Here is a 16,715-nt window from a genome sequence, read left to right as displayed (position 1 = left end):
ACAAACGGCGCCCGCCTCGCTACGCTAGAAGTGTTTGACGATTTTTTCACCCCTGTTTTCACCGCGTGCCGCTGCGCACGCCTTTAGCGCCGGGCACGCATCATCATGGACAACGTTCGCTACAGCACCACCCCTCATCAGGCAATCAGCCTGATTGAAGCGGACTATCAGGAGTTCGCGTTCGAGCGCCATTATCACCTCGATTTTCACCTTGGGCTCATCACTCAGGGGCAGCAGCGTTTTCTCCATCAGGGCACACATCACAACGTCGGCCACGGCGAGCTGGTGATCATGCCGCCGGATGAACTGCACGACGGCCGTTCACTGCTCGATTCCGGCTATCAGGTACGCGTGTTCGCAATTGAACCTGAATGGTTTCACCACACGCTCGAACTGAGTCAACCCAGCGATGTGATGAGTTTTGACCGCCTGATCGTCAGCGACCCGCAGATATTTGCATCCCTCACTCAGTTGCATCAGAAACTGGCGCAGCCGGATTTGTGTCAGCTCGCCAAAGATTGCCTGCCGTATGAAGGGTTTTCCGGTTTAGTGTCGCGCTATGGTGCCATCCAAGAAAAAGCCGCCGTCGCACTTGGCACCCAGTCGCTGGCCACCTTAAAAGAGTATCTGCTCGCCAACCTCGACCAAGCCGTGCGCTTAGCGCAGCTGGCCAGCTTGTGCGATCTCACGCCAACACAATTGCAGCGCCATTTTAAAGCGCGTACCGGCATGACGCCGTATGCCTGGCTGACCCGCCTGCGTCTCGAACAAGGCATGAAGCTGGTGAAGGCAGGACTGCCCGGCACCGATGTGGCTCATCAGGTCGGCTTTTACGATCAGGCGCATTTCACCAAAGCGTTCAAACACACCTACGGCGTCTCTCCTTCCGCGGTCAACGCGCACTAAGTGTCAGAATTTTACAAGCGGCGCGAACGCGCGCTTGGCACAATGACGGCATCAGTTGTTGGAGATCCGTTTATGAATGAAGCCAGTATTCTTATGACCCTTGCGACGGTGCACTTTATCGCCCTGATGAGCCCCGGCCCCGATGTCGCGCTGGTGGTCCAAAATGCCACGCGTTATGGCCGCCAGACCGGTGTCTACATTGCCCTCGGTTTGTCGTTCGGCATTTTACTGCACTCGCTGCTGAGCCTGACCGGCGTCAGCTATCTGGTGCATCAGCAGCCGCTGCTGTTTGCCCTATTGCAGTTGTGCGGCGGCAGCTATCTGCTCTATCTCGGCAGTGGTGCCCTGCGGGCGACGCTGGCCAACTGGTCGCAAGCCCCGGGCGAGTTATCGAGCAAACCGGCGCTGCTGCTGAGCAACAAACGCCAAGCCTTCTCGCGCGGCTTGATGACCAATCTTCTGAATCCGAAAGCGCTGGTGTTTTTCGTCAGCCTGATGTCGACCTTGGTGCCGGCAGGCATGTCACTGGGTGGCAAAAGCCTGGCCTTGCTGATCTTATGGAGCCTATCGCTGCTGTGGTTTGCTGCTCTGGCGTGGATGTTGTCAACCCAGCGTTTGCAGCGTCAATTGCAGGCCGCCAGCCGTTATATCGATCTGCTGTGCGGCGCGATCTTCACCCTGATCGGTGTGATGATTCTGTGGCAATCGCTGACGGGCTTGCTCGGTTGACCTCAATTCTGAGTCAAGGTTGCATATTTATCATCTTTGGCTAGAAAAACACCACCTCCCCTGCCACGCTGATTGTTGATCATGACAACAAGGAGAAGCGTATGCAGTGGACTCTCGCCACACTCGCCACGTCAGGGCTGATATTTTCTTTCGCCGCGCAAGCCGCCCCCAATCAAGCCACCGACGCGATTGCCCCTGAGCAAAGCAGCGGACTGGCAAGCAAACAGCTGGTGAACGCCCAGAACTGGATGGTGACCGCGGCCAACCCGCTCGCCGCCGAAGCGGGCGCGCAAATTCTGCGCGATGGTGGCAATGCCATCGACGCTATGGTAACGGTGCAGTTGATGCTGGGCTTGGTCGAACCGCAGTCGTCCGGCATTGGCGGTGGCGCCTTTCTGGTGTACTGGGACGCCAAACAAAAGGCGCTCACGACTTTTGATGGCCGCGAAACCGCGCCGCTCGATGCCACGCCGCAACTGTTTCTCGACAGCGCCGGCCAGCCGCTGAAATTTTACGATGCCGTGGTCGGTGGCCGCTCCGTCGGCACGCCGGGCACCGTCAAACTGCTGTGGGAGACGCATCGTCTGTACGGAAAAATGGCTTGGGCGCGCTTGATTGAGCCAGTGGTCAAACAGGCACAAGAGGGATTTGAAGTCAGCCCGCGCCTTGCCACGCTGATTGCCGACGATCAGCAGCGGTTGAGCCGTTTTCCCGCCACCAAAGCCTATTTCTTTCAGCCCGATGGCTCGCCGCTGACCGCAGGCAGCATGCTGAAAAACCCCGAGTACGCCGCCACGTTGAGCGCCATCGCCCAGCGCGGTGACAAAGCGTTTTATCAGGGCGAGATCGCCGAAGACATCGTCCACACCGTTCAGACCGCGATGGGCAATCCGGGTGTGCTGGCGCAGCATGATTTCGATGCCTATCAAATCAAACAACGTGCAGCCGTGTGCGCGCCGTATCAAAGCTATCAGGTGTGTGGCATGGGGCCGCCAAGCTCCGGCGCACTGACCGTCGGCCAGATTCTGGCACTGACCGAGCAATATGACCTCAAAGGCTGGGGCGCCAGCAGCGCCAAATCGTGGCAGGTGATTGGTGATGCCTCACGCCTGGCGTTTGCCGACCGCGGCTTGTATATGGCCGATCAGGATTATGTGCCGATGCCAACGGAAGGACTGCTCGACCCCGGCTATCTGGCGCAGCGCGCCAAGCTGATTCAGCCGGGTAAAGCGCTGACCCGCGCCGAAGCCGGCACGCCCCCTTGGCAACATGCGATGCTGCAAAGCCCCGATCAGTCCATCGAACTGTCGTCCACCAGCCATTTCAACATCGTCGACCGCGATGGGAATGTGGTGTCGATGACCACCACGATCGAAAACGCATTCGGCTCCCGTCTGTTTGTGCGCGGCTTTTTGCTCAACAACGAACTGACCGATTTCTCCTTTGCAACCCACGAGAACGGCCGCCCAATCGCCAACCGTCTGGAGCCGGGCAAGCGGCCGCGCTCTTCGATGGCACCCACCATTGTGCTACACAACGAGCAACCTTACTTAGCCATCGGTTCACCGGGTGGCAGCCGCATCATCGGCTATGTGGCGCAGGCGTTGATTGCCCATCTGCAATGGGGCATGGACATTCAGCGCGCGATTGACCAGCCGCATGTGCTCAACCGTTTTGGTGAAACCGATGTCGAACAGGGCACCCAAGCGGAACAGCTCAAACCAGCACTGGAGCAGATGGGCGTGAAAGTCGCCGTGCGCGATCTCAACTCCGGCTTGCACGCGATTCGCATCACGGCGCAAGGTCTGGAAGGCGCAGCGGATCCTCGCCGTGAAGGGGTCGCGATCGGCGAGTGATCCTTGTGTCATCGATTGGCCCCTCGCCGTGTAAGAGATCTCGCACAAAGCAATGGGGCAATCTCGCTTTTTATCTGGCAAAATGGCACACCGTAAAACCTAAGTGATTGTTTTTAAATAAAACCATCGTGTGAGCGCAAAATAAATCGCTAAGCAAACGATTTCCTACCATTGCTCCAAAGTACGAAATCCGTAAGATGAATCGTGTCGGAAGGATGCTGACACGGAACAGGAAATCACTACGGATTGGTGATCTTCAGGAAGAAGATACGGTTATTCAGGATGAATGATCGGCACGGATAGCAAACAGGACATTGAACGGACTCAATCGTGACTAGGATGGTGACGACAAGGGAATGGCAATGGACTCCTCTGGACGAGGCAAGGACTCAGCATCAGGATGATGCCAAGGACACCGCTCAAGGACCAAGTGATGAGAGCTAACCAGGATAGTTAGCAGATCAGGATGATCAAGGACACCGCTAGGATGGCGATGAACGGATTACGCTGACGGATACAGCATACTTATCAAGGAATAGATGCAGGGAGCACCTATTAGTAGCCGGATTGCTGCGAGTAAGACTATAACCCCGAAGGGCTTTGGCCCCTCGGGGTTTTTCTTTTTCTGACGCTCAAAATCCGTCGGCGGCGGACATAAAAAACCCGGTACGCTGACCGGGTTTTTCGTGGCTCATCCGTCGGGTTAGACTTTTTCCAGCTTGGCGTAAGCCGTGACCAGCCACTTGATGCCCTCGCCGTTAAAGGCGACCTGCACGCGACTTTGCGGACCGCTGCCTTCAAAGTTAATGATGGTGCCTTCGCCAAATTTCGGATGCAGCACACGCGACCCAAGGGTAAAGCCGGTTTCGTTGAAGTTCTCTTTCACCGCGCTCTGGCTGAAGCGGCCACTGCTGGCCGGGCGGCTGACTTGCGCTTTCATGCGCACTTCATCAAGGCAGCTTTCCGGTAACTCGCGAATAAAGCGCGATGGCTTGTGGTATTTGTCCTGACCGTACAGGCGGCGCATTTCCGCGTAGGTGATGTAGAGCTTCTGCATCGCACGGGTCATGCCCACGTAGCACAGACGGCGCTCCTCTTCGAGGCGCCCCGCTTCTTCAGCCGACATCTGGCTCGGGAACATGCCCTCTTCCACGCCGACCATAAATACCAGCGGAAACTCCAGACCTTTTGCACTGTGTAGCGTCATCAGTTGCACGGCATCGTCGAATTCATCCGCTTGTCCTTCACCCGCTTCCAGTGCCGCATGAGTCAAGAACGCGGTCAGCATGGTCATTTCGTCCGCTTCTTCCGGTTTTTCAAACTGACGCGTTGCGGTCACCAGCTCTTCCAAGTTCTCAATACGTGCCTTGGATTTCTCGCCTTTTTCCTGCTGGTACATCTCAAACAGGCCCGAGGTTTTGATCACATGGTCGGTTTGGCTATGCAGCGACATCTCGGCACTGTCATCTTCCAGCGCGTTGATCAGTTCAACAAATCGGCTCAGTGCCGAGGCCGCGCGGCCCGTGAGTACTTTCTCTTCCAGTAACTGCACGCTGGCTTGCCACAACGTGCAGCCGCGATCGCGCGCCGCAAAGCGCACGGTATCCAGCGTTTTATCACCCAGACCACGGGTGGGCGTGTTGACCACGCGCTCAAAAGCGGTGTCGTCATTGCGGTTGTTCATCAGGCGCAGATAGCTCAGCGCATCTTTGATTTCCTGACGTTCGAAGAAGCGCATGCCGCCATAAATGCGGTACGCCAATCCGGTTTGCAGCAGGGCTTCTTCCAGCACCCGCGACTGGGCGTTGTTGCGGTACAAAATGGCGCAGTCATTGAGAATGCCGCCTTTGTCCTGCCACTCTTTGATTTTGCCGACCACAAAACGCGCTTCATCCAGCTCGTTGTACGCCGAGTAGACCGAAATCGGATCGCCGACGTTGCCATCGGTCCACAGCTCTTTGCCCATACGCTCGGTGTTGTTGGCGATCAGGGTGTTGGACGCTTCAAGAATGGTTTTGGTCGAGCGGTAGTTCTGCTCGAGACGAATGGTGTTCACGCTTGGAAATTCGAGTGTGAATTTCTCGATGTTTTCCACTTTCGCGCCGCGCCAGCCGTAAATTGACTGGTCGTCATCACCCACGATCATCACGTGCGATTGTGGCCCCGCCATCATGCGCAGCCACGCGTATTGAATGTTGTTGGTGTCTTGAAATTCGTCGACCAGAATGTGCTTAAAGCGCGCCTGATAATGTTCGCGAATGTGTTTGTTGTCGCGCAGCAGCTCGAGCGCGCGCAGCAGAATTTCGGCGAAATCGACCAGACCCGCGCGGTCACAGGCATCCTGATACGCGGTGTAAAGTTGCAGGTACGTCTGAGTCACCGGATCGCGATAAGCGTCGATGTGCGCCGGGCGCAATCCTTCGTCTTTTTTGCCGTTAATCCACCACGACACCTGACGCGCTGGCCACTGTTTATCATCCAGATTCTGCGCTTTGATCAGGCGTTTCAACAGACGCTGCTGGTCATCACTGTCGATGATCTGAAAATCTTCCGGCAGTTTGGCGTCGAGATAATGGGCGCGCAGAATGCGATGGCAGATGCCATGGAACGTGCCGTTCCACATTCCAGATGAACTGCCCATCATCAGCTCGTCAATACGGCCGCGCATTTCCGCCGCCGCTTTGTTGGTAAAGGTCACGGACATGATGGAGAACGGCGAGGCCTGTTCAACCGACATCAACCAAGCGATGCGGTGCACCAGCACCCGGGTTTTGCCACTACCGGCCCCTGCCAGCACCAACAGGTTTTCTAGCGGTGCGGCCACCGCTTCGCGTTGTTTGTCGTTTAAACCGTCAAGTAAAAGAGAGGGATCGATCATGGCTTAGCTACTGGTTATTTATACATAATTTGAACGATTATACCCCTAAACGCAGCGAGACCCAAGCGAGCGAAATTTGCCTTGAATTTCCCTGCGCTTTGCCCCAAACGGTTGCGGCGTGCAAAAAATCTCAAAAAAAATCACACATTAAATCACTCGATAAATCATCGCTTTAGTTATTTATTTTATCAATATCTCGATTTTTCCTATTTGCGTGGTGAAAGTTTTCCGCGCGCCTGCCTCTCTTTTTTGGGTAAGCAAGCCACAACAACGGCCTGCGACGCTAACGACCAAGGAACCGTCTCGAGGAAATAAAGATGAAACAATCAAACCTAGCCGTCACCGCAGCAATCACTGGCCTCCTAGCCATGGGGGGCACTCTATTAACCGCAGCGCCAGCTGCCGCGGCAGAGAAAGAAAAATGCTACGGCGTGGCGAAAGCAGGCAAAAATGACTGCGCGACCAAATCCAGCTCCTGCGCCGGCACGTCAAAAATGGATCATCAGAAAGATGCATTTGTCGTGGTCCCCAAAGGGCTGTGCGACAAACTGGCTGGCGGCAGCACCATGGCGAAGTAACCGCACACGACGACTTGAGTGCGCGGCGCTGGCGGCGCACTCGATTTCTCTCCCAGACCCCGCGATAAGGACATGGCCATGCACTCAACGCACTCTCACCCTCTGGTCGGCGTGGGGTTACGCAGCCCTCACATGAGCCATTTTCTCAGCCAACCGACCCCGTTGAACTGGCTGGAAATTCACAGCGAAAACTATTTTCAACCGCACGCCCCGGCCAGGCGCGATTTGCGCCGCCTGCGTGAGCGCTACGACATCAGTTGCCACGGCATCGGCTTATCACTCGGTTCGGTGGCGGCGGTCAATACGCAACATCTGGCGCAGCTCAAAACGTTAGTCGATGACATCGACCCCATCCTGATTTCCGATCACCTCAGCTGGAGCGAAAACGGCGGCCACTATTTTAACGACCTGCTACCACTGCCCTACACCGAAGAGGCGCTGGCGGTGTTCTGCCGCAATGTCGATCAGGTACAACACGCACTGGGTCGTCCGCTGCTGATTGAGAACCCGTCCAGCTACCTGCGTTTTTCCCACTCCACCATTCCGGAGTGGGAATTTTTGCGCGCGGTGCAGCAGCGCACCGATTGCCGTTTGCTGCTCGATCTCAACAACGTGCATGTGTCGGCGTTTAACCATGGCTTTGACAGCCAGACGTATCTGGATGCCATTCCCGCCAGTGCCGTGGCCGAAATTCATCTCGCGGGTTACGCAGTCAAAACGCTGCCGCAAGGCGACATCTGGATTGATACGCACAGCCGCCCGGTCAGCGACGCGGTGTGGCAACTGTTTGAACGCTGGTGCCGTCAGCACGGCACGCGCCGCACCCTGATTGAGTGGGATCTGGAGATTCCAGCGCCTGAAGTCCTGCTGGGCGAAGCGCACCAAGCGGCCGCACGCCTGCATGCGATTGATGCCGAACGCGGCATCAGGAGCGCCTCATGACGCTGGCGCAATTGCAGGCGCAGTTTGCCCGCGGCCTCAACTATCAGGCGGGCGGCGACGCGTGCGCGATTATCGCGGACGGCTTGAGCGCCGATGAGCGGCTGCAGATTTATCGCAACAACCGCGTGATCAGCCTAAGCGAAGTGCTCGAAGCCACCTATCCGATGCTGCTGGCGGTGCTGGGCGACGAGTGTTTTGCCGCGCTGGCGCGCGAATACGTGTTGTCGCATCCGCTGACCCGCGGTGATGTCAGCCACTATGGCGCAGGGTTTGCGGCGGTGATTGAACGCGCGCAGCCCGTGATGCAGGCCGCGCCGTATGCCGCAGCACTAGCGCGGTTTGAATGGGCGCTGGATCACGTGCAGCAACAATACGCACAGGCACCGCGCAATGACTGTCAGCCACTCAGCACGCTGAGTCAGGTCACGCCGGAACAGCAGCCACAGCTGGTGTTTGAGTTGGTGCCGTGGGCCACACCATTTTGCGCACCGTTTGCGCTGTTTGATTTGCAGCGTGCGATGCGGGATGACGACTTTAGCCAGCTCACTATCAATGCGCTTCAGTCGGGGATCATCACCTGCACGGCCGAGGGCGAGCCGTGGACGCAAGCGCTGGATGAGCCGACGTATCAACTGCTGCTGGCGATGCATCAGCGCGCGCCACTGGGGCAGATTCATCCGGATGCACTGGCAGCGTTGCCCGCCATCATGGCGATGGAGATTGTCGCTGGCTTTCGTGTAGCCGCCCCCAATACTCACGATTAACTAAGGAGCCCGACATGGCTGACTTCATGCACCGTTATCATGCCCTGTGCCACTGGCTGCAACGCGACTTCGCCAGTCTGCTTTTACTGCTGTGCCGCATCTGGGCCGGCTGGGTGTTCTGGCAATCTGGGGTGAGTAAAATCGCCAACTGGGACAGCACGCTGTACTTGTTTGAACTGGAATATCAGGTGCCGCTGCTACCGTGGCAGCTCGCCGCGTATCTGGCAACCGGCGCCGAACTGGCGCTGCCGCTGTTGTTGATGCCGGGGCTTTTCGGACGGTTCAGCGCACTGGCGCTGTTTGCGGTCAATGCGATGGCAGTGGTGTCGTATCCGCTGTTATGGGAACAAGGATTTACCGACCACCAGCTGTGGGGATTCATGTTATTGATGGTGGTCGTGTGGGGGCCGGGTCGTCTGTCGCTGGATCACTGGCTGAGCCGCAAGTGGCAGCGCGTTATTCTGCAGCATTGAGATCGTCTTTTACCGAGTTAACCGCATCACGCGTCGCATGCCCAATCGCTTTGGTGGTGTCGCGCGTGGCATGACCAATGGCGGTCGCTGCGTCGCGGGTGGCGTGACCGACGTCGGTGCCTGCTTGTCTCATCTCAGCGCAGCCCGCCGTCAATGTCAGTAACGCCAGCAACGCACTCATCGAGAGCACTTGACCCCATCGCACGCTTTGAATTCCCTTCATGATCGATCTCCTGTGAACGACGTCATCCGTCATGGGCTTTACCATAACAAATAACCCCGCTCCATGGAGCGGGGTTATTGTCATACTTTGGTTAAGCACACAAATTGGTTAAGCGCACGAATGGGTTAACCAACCGAATTGAATGAAGCGCGCGAATGCAGTCGCTTAGGCCGCAATGCCTGCGTGGCGCAGCAGCGCATCAATTTGCGGTTCACGACCACGGAAGCGTTTGAACAGCTCCATCGGCTCTTCGCTGCCGCCCATTTCAAGAATGTGATTGAGGAAGCTCAAACCCGTTTCGCGGTTGAAAATCCCCTCTTCTTCGAATCGAGAAAACGCATCAGCCGACAACACTTCAGCCCACAAGTAGCTGTAGTAACCCGCGCTGTAGCCACCAGCAAAAATATGGCTGAAACTGTGCGAGAAACGGTTCCATTCCAAACTTGGCAGCACCGCCACTTTCTTCTTCACGTCGGCGAGCGTTTCCAGCACTTTCGGGCCAGCTTCCGGATCGTACGTGGTGTGCAGAGTGAAATCGAACAAACCGAATTCCAACTGGCGCAGAATAAACATCGCAGACTGGAAGTTCTTCGCAGCCAGCATTTTTTCCAGCATCGCTTTCGGCAATGGTTCACCGGTTTCGTAGTGACCGGAGATAAATGCCAGCGCCTCTTCTTCCCAGCACCAGTTTTCTAGGAACTGACTTGGTAGCTCGACCGCATCCCACGGCACACCGTTGATACCAGACACCGAACCCACCTCAACTTGCGTCAACATGTGGTGAATACCGTGGCCAGTTTCATGGAACAGCGTGACCACTTCATCATGGGTAAACAGCGCGGGTTTGTTGCCCACCGGACGGTTGAAGTTACAGGTCAAGTAGGCGACCGGCGTTTGCAGCGCACCGTCTACGTTAATGCGGCGCACGCGGCACTCATCCATCCACGCGCCGCCACGTTTGTGTTCACGGGCGTACAAATCGAGGTAGAAGCTGCCACGCAGCGCGCCTTCGCTGTCGAAAATATCGAAAAAACGCACCGATTCGTGCCAAGTATCCACGCCCTGACGCTCTTTCACGTCCATCCCAAACACGCGATGGAGCACTTCAAACAGGCCGCTCACCACTTTGTGTTCTGGGAAGTAAGGGCGCAGCTCTTCGTCGGAAATTTCAAACAGATGCTGCTTTTGTTTTTCGCTGTAGTACGCGATGTCCCACAGGTTAAGCGTTGTGACGCCAAACTCTTGCTCGGCGAACTGGCGCAGCGCTTCCACTTCGCGCTCGCCCTGCGGCTTGGCTTTGGTGGCCAGATCATTCAAAAAGCTCAGCACCTGCTCTGGCGACTCGGCCATTTTGGTCGCCAGTGATTTTTCACTGTAAGTGTTAAACCCAAGCATGCGCGAGATTTCGTGACGCAGTTTCAACTGCTCAGCAATGATTTCGCTGTTGTCCCATTTTCCGGCATTCGGCCCGCGCTCGGAGGCGCGGGTCACATACGCTTCATACAGTTCCTGACGCAGCGCTTGGTTGTCGCAGTAGGTCATCACCGGCAGGTACGACGGAATATCGAGTGTCAGCAAGTAGCCTTCCAGCCCTTTGGCTTCTGCCGCCGCTTGCGCCGCCGCCAACGCCGATTCCGGCATGCCTGACAGTTCGTTCACGTCCGTGACTTGCTTGGTCCAGCCCATGGTGGCATCAAGCACGTTGTTGGAGAATTTCGAGCCCAGCTCCGACATGCGTTTGCTGATTTCGCCATAGCGTTTTTGCTCAGCCGCTGGCAAACCGATGCCCGACAACTCAAAATCACGCAGACCGTCGGTGATGGTTTTCTGCTGCGCGCGGCTCAAGGTGGCGAATGCTTTACTGGCCTTGATCGCTTTGTAGGCGTCAAACAGCCCTTTGTGCTGGCCAACCCAGGTGCTGTATTCCGACAAAATCGGCAGGCAGCTTTCGTAGGCATCGCGCAGCTCATCGCTGTTCATCACGGAGTTCATGTGGCTGACCGGCGACCAGATACGGCTTAAGCGATCATCCACTTCTTCAATCGGCGCAATCACGCTCTCCCAGCTTGGCTCGGCGTTGCCTGCCAGCACCGCATCAATGCGCGCGCGGCAATCTTCAATCGCCTTCTCAACCGCTGGTTTGACGTGCTCTGGCTTAATCGCAGAAAACGGTGGCAAATCCGTAAAGGTCAGAAGTGGATTAGACATATAACGTTCCTTTTCATAAAAGAGAGTCCGTGACGAACCATCACGGTACCTGAAGTCATGGAGACGGGCGCGACGAAGCGCCTTCATTCATTCGATGATTTGCTAAGCGTACGTTATCAATACACCTGTGCGCCAGCAAAGAAGACTTTGGCTATTACGTTAATAGATATAGTCAGGTTCAGCAATTTTCAATACTGGCGTATAATCAGGCGAACTGTTTTTTGAACTGACCAGCACCCGGCTTTGGGTGAGAGAGCGCAATTTGTTAAGTTACCGACACAGTTTCCATGCCGGAAACCACGCGGATGTGGTGAAACACATCGTACAGAGCTTGATCCTGTCTGCCCTGCAGCAGAAAGACAAACCCTTTGTCTACCACGACACGCACTCGGGTGTCGGCCGCTACGATCTGACCCACGAATGGTCAGAAAAAACCGGTGAATACAAACAAGGTATCGCCCGCCTGTGGCAACAAACCGAAGTCCCGGAAGATATTCACAGCTATCTCGAGGCGATTAAAGCGCTCAACGACGATGGCGAGCTGCGTTACTACCCGGGTTCACCGCGTGTGGCACGCGCGCATCTGCGCAGCCATGACCGCATGGTGCTGACGGAGCTGCATCCGAGCGATTACCCGCTGCTGGAGCAGGAGTTTCACCGCGATCGCCAAGTGGCAATTTTCAAAGAAGACGGATTTGCCCGCCTGAAAGCCAGCCTGCCGCCGAAAGAGCGCCGTGGTCTGGTGCTGATTGACCCGCCGTATGAGCTCGCCAAAGAGTATCGCGATGTGGTGCAGGCGATCGCGCAAAGCTACAAGCGTTGGGCGACCGGCATTTACGCCATCTGGTATCCGGTGGTGAACCGCTGCGACATCGAGGACATGATTGAAGGTTTGCAAGGCCTCGGCATTCGCAAAATCTTACAAATTGAACTCGGCGTGTCCCCCGACACCAACGAGCGCGGCATGACCGCCTCGGGCATGATTGTCATCAACCCGCCGTGGAAACTGGAAAGCCAGATGCAAAGCATTCTGCCGTTCCTGAAAGAAGCAATTGCGCCGGCCACCGGTCACTATAAAGTGGACTGGATTGTGCCTGAATAAGGTCGCGACCGCTCAACAAGACTCAGCGACTGGGATTGCAATTTGGCAATCCACCCCCAACTAACCTAGATTAGGTCGTTGGATATATGCATAACAGAGGCTGAATGCGAACCTGTTCGCGATGAGCCCAAATTGGAGAAAGTAATGGCAACACATTTTGACTATATCTGTATCGGTGGCGGCAGCGGCGGTATCGCCTCAGCCAACCGTGCAGCCATGTACGGCGCCAAAGTCGCCCTGATTGAAGCCAAAGATCTTGGCGGGACCTGTGTGAACGTCGGCTGTGTGCCGAAGAAAGTGATGTGGCACGGCGCTCAGGTCGCAGAAGCGATGAACCTGTACGCGGCAGATTACGGTTTTGATGTGGACGTGAAACACTTCGACTGGGCCAAACTGGTGGAAAGCCGTCAGGCGTACATCGGTCGTATTCACCAGTCTTACGATCGCGTGCTGGGCAACAACAAAGTCGAAGTGATTCGCGGTTTTGCCAAGTTCGTCGATGCGAACACCGTGGAAGTCAATGGGGAGCACTACACCGCCGATCACATTCTGATCGCCGTCGGTGGCCGCCCAACCATTCCGAATATTCCGGGTGCTGAATTCGGTATCGACTCCAACGGTTTCTTTGAACTGAGCGCACAACCCAAACGAGTTGCGGTCGTCGGCGCGGGTTACATCGCGGTAGAAATCGCGGGCGTACTCAACGCTCTGGGCACCGAAACGCACCTGTTCTGCCGTAAAGAGTCGCCCCTGCGCAGCTTTGACCCGATGATCATCGACACCTTGGTGGAAGTGATGGCGGCAGAAGGCCCGCAACTGCACACGCACAGCGTGCCAAAAGAAGTGGTCAAGGAAGCCGATGGCAGCCTGACCCTGCATCTAGAAAACGGCGAAAGCTGCAATGTCGACACCCTGATTTGGGCCATTGGCCGTCACCCAGCGACCGATGCGATTAACCTCTCGACGACGGGTGTGGAAACCAATGCGCAAGGCTACATCAAAGTCGATGCTTACCAAGCCACCAACGTTAGCGGCATTTACTGTGTCGGCGATATCATGGAAGGCGGCATCGAACTGACGCCTGTGGCCGTGAAAGCGGGTCGCCAGCTGTCTGAGCGCCTGTTTAACAACAAGCCGGATGCGAAAATGGATTACGATCTGGTGCCGACCGTGGTGTTCAGCCACCCGCCCATCGGCACCATCGGCCTGACGGAAACCGACGCGATCGCGAAATTCGGCGCAGACAGCGTGAAAGTGTACCAATCCGGCTTTACGGCCATGTACACCGCGGTGACTCAGCACCGTCAGCCTTGCAAAATGAAGCTGGTGTGCGCAGGACCAGAAGAAACCGTGGTTGGCCTACATGGCATCGGTTTTGCGGTCGATGAGATGATTCAAGGCTTTGGCGTCGCGATGAAGATGGGCGCCACCAAAGCCGATTTCGACGCGGTCGTGGCGATTCACCCAACCGGCAGCGAAGAATTCGTGACCATGCGTTAATGCTTCAACCGCTGAAGCCATAAGCATGCATTTGGCTTATGCCAAACATATCAATGCCCTGCAGAGACTGCGGGGCTTTTTTATGCCTGCATTTCAGCCTTGGCCTTCAATTCTGCGTTGATCCGCAGCGGATTTATCCATATAGTTTGAATTCAAACTATATCAATCAAACGTATTATGTCTCGACACAAATTTGGTATTCAATTTTCCATCGCGGCGCGACTGTGGCGCCGCCACCTCGATCAACGTCTGGCGCAAGCGGGCATCAAAGACATCAGTTGGGCCCCGCTGCTGCATTTAGATGAATTTGGCGATGGCATCAGCCAAAAAGAACTCGCCGCTTCAGTTGGCATGGAAGGCTCCACCTTGGTCCGCTTGCTCGATACGCTCGAACAAAAAGGCCAGATTGAGCGTCAAGCGGATATGCACGATCGCCGCGCGAAACGCATTTTTCTCACCGCAGCCGGGCGTGAGCACGTCGTGTCGCTGCGCGCAGAACTGCTGGCGATCGAAACCGACATGTTGGCCGATGTATCCGATGAACAGATTGAGGTCATGCGGCAAGTGCTCGGCGGCCTCATCACCAAATTCAAACACTAAGGACTGAGGGCACACCATGAACGCTCAACTTGCAAATCTCGGCTTGGATGCGGGTCGCTTAGCGTTTGCGCTGCGCACCGCACTGGCATCGTGCGCGGCACTGTTCGTCGGCTGGGCGCTTGGTTTAGAGCACCCACAATGGGCGGCGATGTCCGTTTGGGCGGCCTCACAACCCGGGCGCGGCATGCTGCTGGAAAAAAGCTTGTTCCGCTTTATCGGCACATTGGTCGGTACGGTCGTCGGGGTCACGCTGGTGTCCGTCGCCGGGGACAACATTTTGCTGCTGGCGCTGGGGCTGTCGGTGTGGGTCGGCTTGTGCGCCGGCGCGGGCAACGTGATTCATGGCCTGTTCAGTTACGCGACGCTGCTGTCTGGCTACTCGGCTTCACTGGTGGCGCTGCTCGGTACCGCCAACCAAACCGACATGCTGGAGCTGGGCACCGACCGCTTGCTCACCGTGATGACCGGGGTGTTCATCGCGCTGTTGGTGGGCTTGCTGTTTGCCCGTCGCAGCGATGAAGATGCCTTGGTGTGGCGCGTGCGCTCGCTCACCATTGCGGTCTTGCAAGCGCTCACCCAGCATTCGCGGCAGCAGCCCCTCTCTCAGCCCCTGGAACATTTGATGCTGGAAGCCGCGCAGATTGAAGAAGCGCTGGATCCGCACAGCGTCGGGTCAATTCGTTCACGCCGCGCGGTACAAACCCTGCGTTCGGTGGTGTTTGCTCTGATCTCGATACTGACTTGGCTGATGAACCAAGGTTCGCGCGTCAACCACAACGCTTTCCTGCTCGAGATTCAACACGCCATCAACGCGCACGAACTGCAATCGCCGCTCGATCAGGTGGTGGTGCATTTGCAACGCGCTGATGAAGAGTGCGACGATTTGCTGCTGTCACAAGCGTTGAATGAACTGAGCCAAGCCTTGCAAGGCCGCAAGACGTTTCGTCAATCAGGCAAACTGGAGATCACTGCCGCGACCGGCAAAGTGGTGCTCCACCGCGACTGGGTTGGCGCCACGCAGGCCATGTATCGCACCACCAGTTTAATGGTGTTGCTGGGCCTCGGTTGGGCGTGGACCGGATCGCCAATTGGCGCGTACGTGCTACTGGGAGCATCGGTGATGGTGACGCTGTTCTCCACCTTTGAAAACCCAGCGCTGATCATGACGCATATCTTCTGGTGGCAGATTGTCGGCGGCATGTCGAACCTGATTTGTCAGTTGGTGCTGTGGCCGATGGCGGCCAATGAATTGCAGATGCTGTTGATGATGGTGCCGCTGATTCTGTTGGGCGTGGTGCCATTTGCCCATCGCCGCCTCAGTTCGGGGTCGATGGACTACTTTATGATTTTCTTGTTGATGTCGCAGCCGCACCAACCCTACAGCGCCGATGCTGCGCACGCTATCACCATGTCGCTGGCGGTCATCGCTGGCCCCATGTTAGCGCTGCTGGCATTTAAACTGATTTTCCCCACCAACTTGTTGCGCCGCCAACAACGTTTGATGGATGCCATGTGGCATGCGCTGCCCACCCTGATTCAACATGCAATCCCCTTTCACTTCTGGCAAGCGCGCATGAAGCATCGTGTGCTCAAGTTGATTGCCATCACGCGAAAAAATGGCCTCAATTGGGCCGCACATGGCGAAAGTGGCCTGACTCTGATCATGCTGGGTCAATGTATTCAACATTGGCAGCAGATCGCGACCCACAGCACCAGCACGTACCATCAACAACGTCATCATGTGTGGTTGCAACGGTTAGAACGTGCGCTGCGTGACTCGCCGCAAGCGACAATTGCCCTGCTCAATCGCTACGCCACGCAAGAGCACCAACGCACGCCGCAACCGGCAAGGATGGCGCGCCGTGCCGCCGATGGGCTAAAACACGTGCAACCGCATTGGCAACGGCTCAAACGCCGCTAACCCCCTGCCCACACAAGCGATGTTCGGTTTTCCGG

14 protein-coding genes are annotated in these 16,715 nt (G+C 56.4%); 11 read left to right on the top strand and 3 right to left on the bottom strand.

Annotated elements, in window-relative coordinates; genetic code table 11:
* The first annotated feature begins 105 nt into the window (after positions 1-105).
* The 3 genes from VFA_RS18545 to ggt all read left to right on the top strand — a co-directional run bounded on the left by VFA_RS18545 (position 106) and on the right by ggt (position 3,491).
* Positions 106-906 (top strand): helix-turn-helix domain-containing protein, encoded by an 801-nt coding sequence (locus VFA_RS18545; RefSeq protein WP_004728384.1) that lies wholly within the window; start codon positions 106-108, stop codon positions 904-906.
* A 72-nt stretch (positions 907-978) separates the two neighbouring features.
* Positions 979-1,635 carry a LysE family translocator gene (locus VFA_RS18540; RefSeq protein WP_004728383.1) on the top strand — a complete coding sequence of 219 codons (657 nt, stop codon included), beginning with the start codon at positions 979-981 and terminating at the stop codon, positions 1,633-1,635.
* A 101-nt stretch (positions 1,636-1,736) separates the two neighbouring features.
* Complete coding sequence (gene ggt, locus VFA_RS18535; protein ID WP_004728382.1) at positions 1,737-3,491, top strand: gamma-glutamyltransferase; 1,755 nt, start codon at positions 1,737-1,739, stop codon at positions 3,489-3,491.
* Positions 3,492-4,194: 703 nt separating this feature from the next.
* On the opposite strand, the gene uvrD is transcribed toward ggt, so the two are convergent.
* Positions 4,195-6,369, bottom strand: coding sequence for a DNA helicase II (uvrD, locus tag VFA_RS18530; RefSeq protein ID WP_004728381.1), 2,175 nt, complete (start codon positions 6,367-6,369; stop codon positions 4,195-4,197).
* A 317-nt stretch (positions 6,370-6,686) separates the two neighbouring features.
* Here uvrD and VFA_RS18525 point away from each other — a divergent pair, with 317 nt between their 5' ends.
* The 4 genes from VFA_RS18525 to VFA_RS18510 all read left to right on the top strand — a co-directional run bounded on the left by VFA_RS18525 (position 6,687) and on the right by VFA_RS18510 (position 9,126).
* Positions 6,687-6,947 (top strand): BufA1 family periplasmic bufferin-type metallophore, encoded by a 261-nt coding sequence (locus VFA_RS18525; protein ID WP_004728380.1) that lies wholly within the window; start codon positions 6,687-6,689, stop codon positions 6,945-6,947.
* A gap of 72 nt (positions 6,948-7,019) precedes the next feature.
* Positions 7,020-7,889, top strand: coding sequence for an MNIO family bufferin maturase (bufB, locus tag VFA_RS18520; RefSeq protein ID WP_370447154.1), 870 nt, complete (start codon positions 7,020-7,022; stop codon positions 7,887-7,889).
* Complete coding sequence (locus tag VFA_RS18515) at positions 7,886-8,653, top strand: HvfC/BufC N-terminal domain-containing protein (protein ID WP_004728378.1); 768 nt, start codon at positions 7,886-7,888, stop codon at positions 8,651-8,653. Before bufB ends, VFA_RS18515 begins: the two co-directional genes overlap by 4 nt.
* 14 nt (positions 8,654-8,667) lie before the next feature.
* A complete protein-coding gene (locus VFA_RS18510) occupies positions 8,668-9,126 on the top strand; it encodes a DoxX family protein (protein WP_004728377.1) in 459 nt (152 codons plus the stop codon).
* Here the strand turns inward: VFA_RS18510 and VFA_RS18505 are convergent.
* A complete protein-coding gene (locus VFA_RS18505) occupies positions 9,110-9,349 on the bottom strand; it encodes a hypothetical protein (protein WP_004728376.1) in 240 nt (79 codons plus the stop codon). The genes VFA_RS18510 and VFA_RS18505 overlap by 17 nt on opposite strands.
* A gap of 165 nt (positions 9,350-9,514) precedes the next feature.
* Positions 9,515-11,557: an oligopeptidase A gene (gene prlC, locus VFA_RS18500; protein WP_038152546.1), complete on the bottom strand. Its 2,043-nt coding sequence runs from the start codon at positions 11,555-11,557 to the stop codon at positions 9,515-9,517.
* 262 nt (positions 11,558-11,819) lie between these two features.
* On the opposite strand from prlC, the gene VFA_RS18495 reads away from it, so the two are divergent.
* From VFA_RS18495 to VFA_RS18480, 4 genes are all read left to right on the top strand, one after another.
* Positions 11,820-12,659 carry a 23S rRNA (adenine(2030)-N(6))-methyltransferase RlmJ gene (locus VFA_RS18495; RefSeq protein ID WP_014204127.1) on the top strand — a complete coding sequence of 280 codons (840 nt, stop codon included), beginning with the start codon at positions 11,820-11,822 and terminating at the stop codon, positions 12,657-12,659.
* 144 nt (positions 12,660-12,803) lie between these two features.
* Positions 12,804-14,159 (top strand): glutathione-disulfide reductase, encoded by a 1,356-nt coding sequence (gorA, locus tag VFA_RS18490; protein WP_004728374.1) that lies wholly within the window; start codon positions 12,804-12,806, stop codon positions 14,157-14,159.
* 177 nt (positions 14,160-14,336) lie between these two features.
* Positions 14,337-14,759 carry a MarR family winged helix-turn-helix transcriptional regulator gene (locus VFA_RS18485; protein WP_004728373.1) on the top strand — a complete coding sequence of 141 codons (423 nt, stop codon included), beginning with the start codon at positions 14,337-14,339 and terminating at the stop codon, positions 14,757-14,759.
* Between the two features lie 16 nt (positions 14,760-14,775).
* Positions 14,776-16,680 carry an FUSC family protein gene (locus tag VFA_RS18480; RefSeq protein WP_004728372.1) on the top strand — a complete coding sequence of 635 codons (1,905 nt, stop codon included), beginning with the start codon at positions 14,776-14,778 and terminating at the stop codon, positions 16,678-16,680.
* Positions 16,681-16,715: the final 35 nt, after the last annotated feature.

Source organism: Vibrio furnissii CIP 102972 (assembly GCF_000176175.1).
Classification (GTDB): domain Bacteria; phylum Pseudomonadota; class Gammaproteobacteria; order Enterobacterales; family Vibrionaceae; genus Vibrio; species Vibrio furnissii.
Note: the sequence above shows the minus strand (reverse complement) of the source record. Positions and strands in the feature narration are given on the sequence as shown.

Coding starts and splice junctions, on each gene's coding strand:
- VFA_RS18545 (WP_004728384.1), top strand. CDS start 106: ATGGACAACGTTCGCTACAGCACCACCCCTCATCAGGCAATCAGCCTG.
- VFA_RS18540 (WP_004728383.1), top strand. CDS start 979: ATGAATGAAGCCAGTATTCTTATGACCCTTGCGACGGTGCACTTTATC.
- ggt (WP_004728382.1), top strand. CDS start 1,737: ATGCAGTGGACTCTCGCCACACTCGCCACGTCAGGGCTGATATTTTCT.
- uvrD (WP_004728381.1), bottom strand. CDS start 6,369: ATGATCGATCCCTCTCTTTTACTTGACGGTTTAAACGACAAACAACGC.
- VFA_RS18525 (WP_004728380.1), top strand. CDS start 6,687: ATGAAACAATCAAACCTAGCCGTCACCGCAGCAATCACTGGCCTCCTA.
- bufB (WP_370447154.1), top strand. CDS start 7,020: ATGGCCATGCACTCAACGCACTCTCACCCTCTGGTCGGCGTGGGGTTA.
- VFA_RS18515 (WP_004728378.1), top strand. CDS start 7,886: ATGACGCTGGCGCAATTGCAGGCGCAGTTTGCCCGCGGCCTCAACTAT.
- VFA_RS18510 (WP_004728377.1), top strand. CDS start 8,668: ATGGCTGACTTCATGCACCGTTATCATGCCCTGTGCCACTGGCTGCAA.
- VFA_RS18505 (WP_004728376.1), bottom strand. CDS start 9,349: ATGAAGGGAATTCAAAGCGTGCGATGGGGTCAAGTGCTCTCGATGAGT.
- prlC (WP_038152546.1), bottom strand. CDS start 11,557: ATGTCTAATCCACTTCTGACCTTTACGGATTTGCCACCGTTTTCTGCG.
- gorA (WP_004728374.1), top strand. CDS start 12,804: ATGGCAACACATTTTGACTATATCTGTATCGGTGGCGGCAGCGGCGGT.
- VFA_RS18485 (WP_004728373.1), top strand. CDS start 14,337: ATGTCTCGACACAAATTTGGTATTCAATTTTCCATCGCGGCGCGACTG.
- VFA_RS18480 (WP_004728372.1), top strand. CDS start 14,776: ATGAACGCTCAACTTGCAAATCTCGGCTTGGATGCGGGTCGCTTAGCG.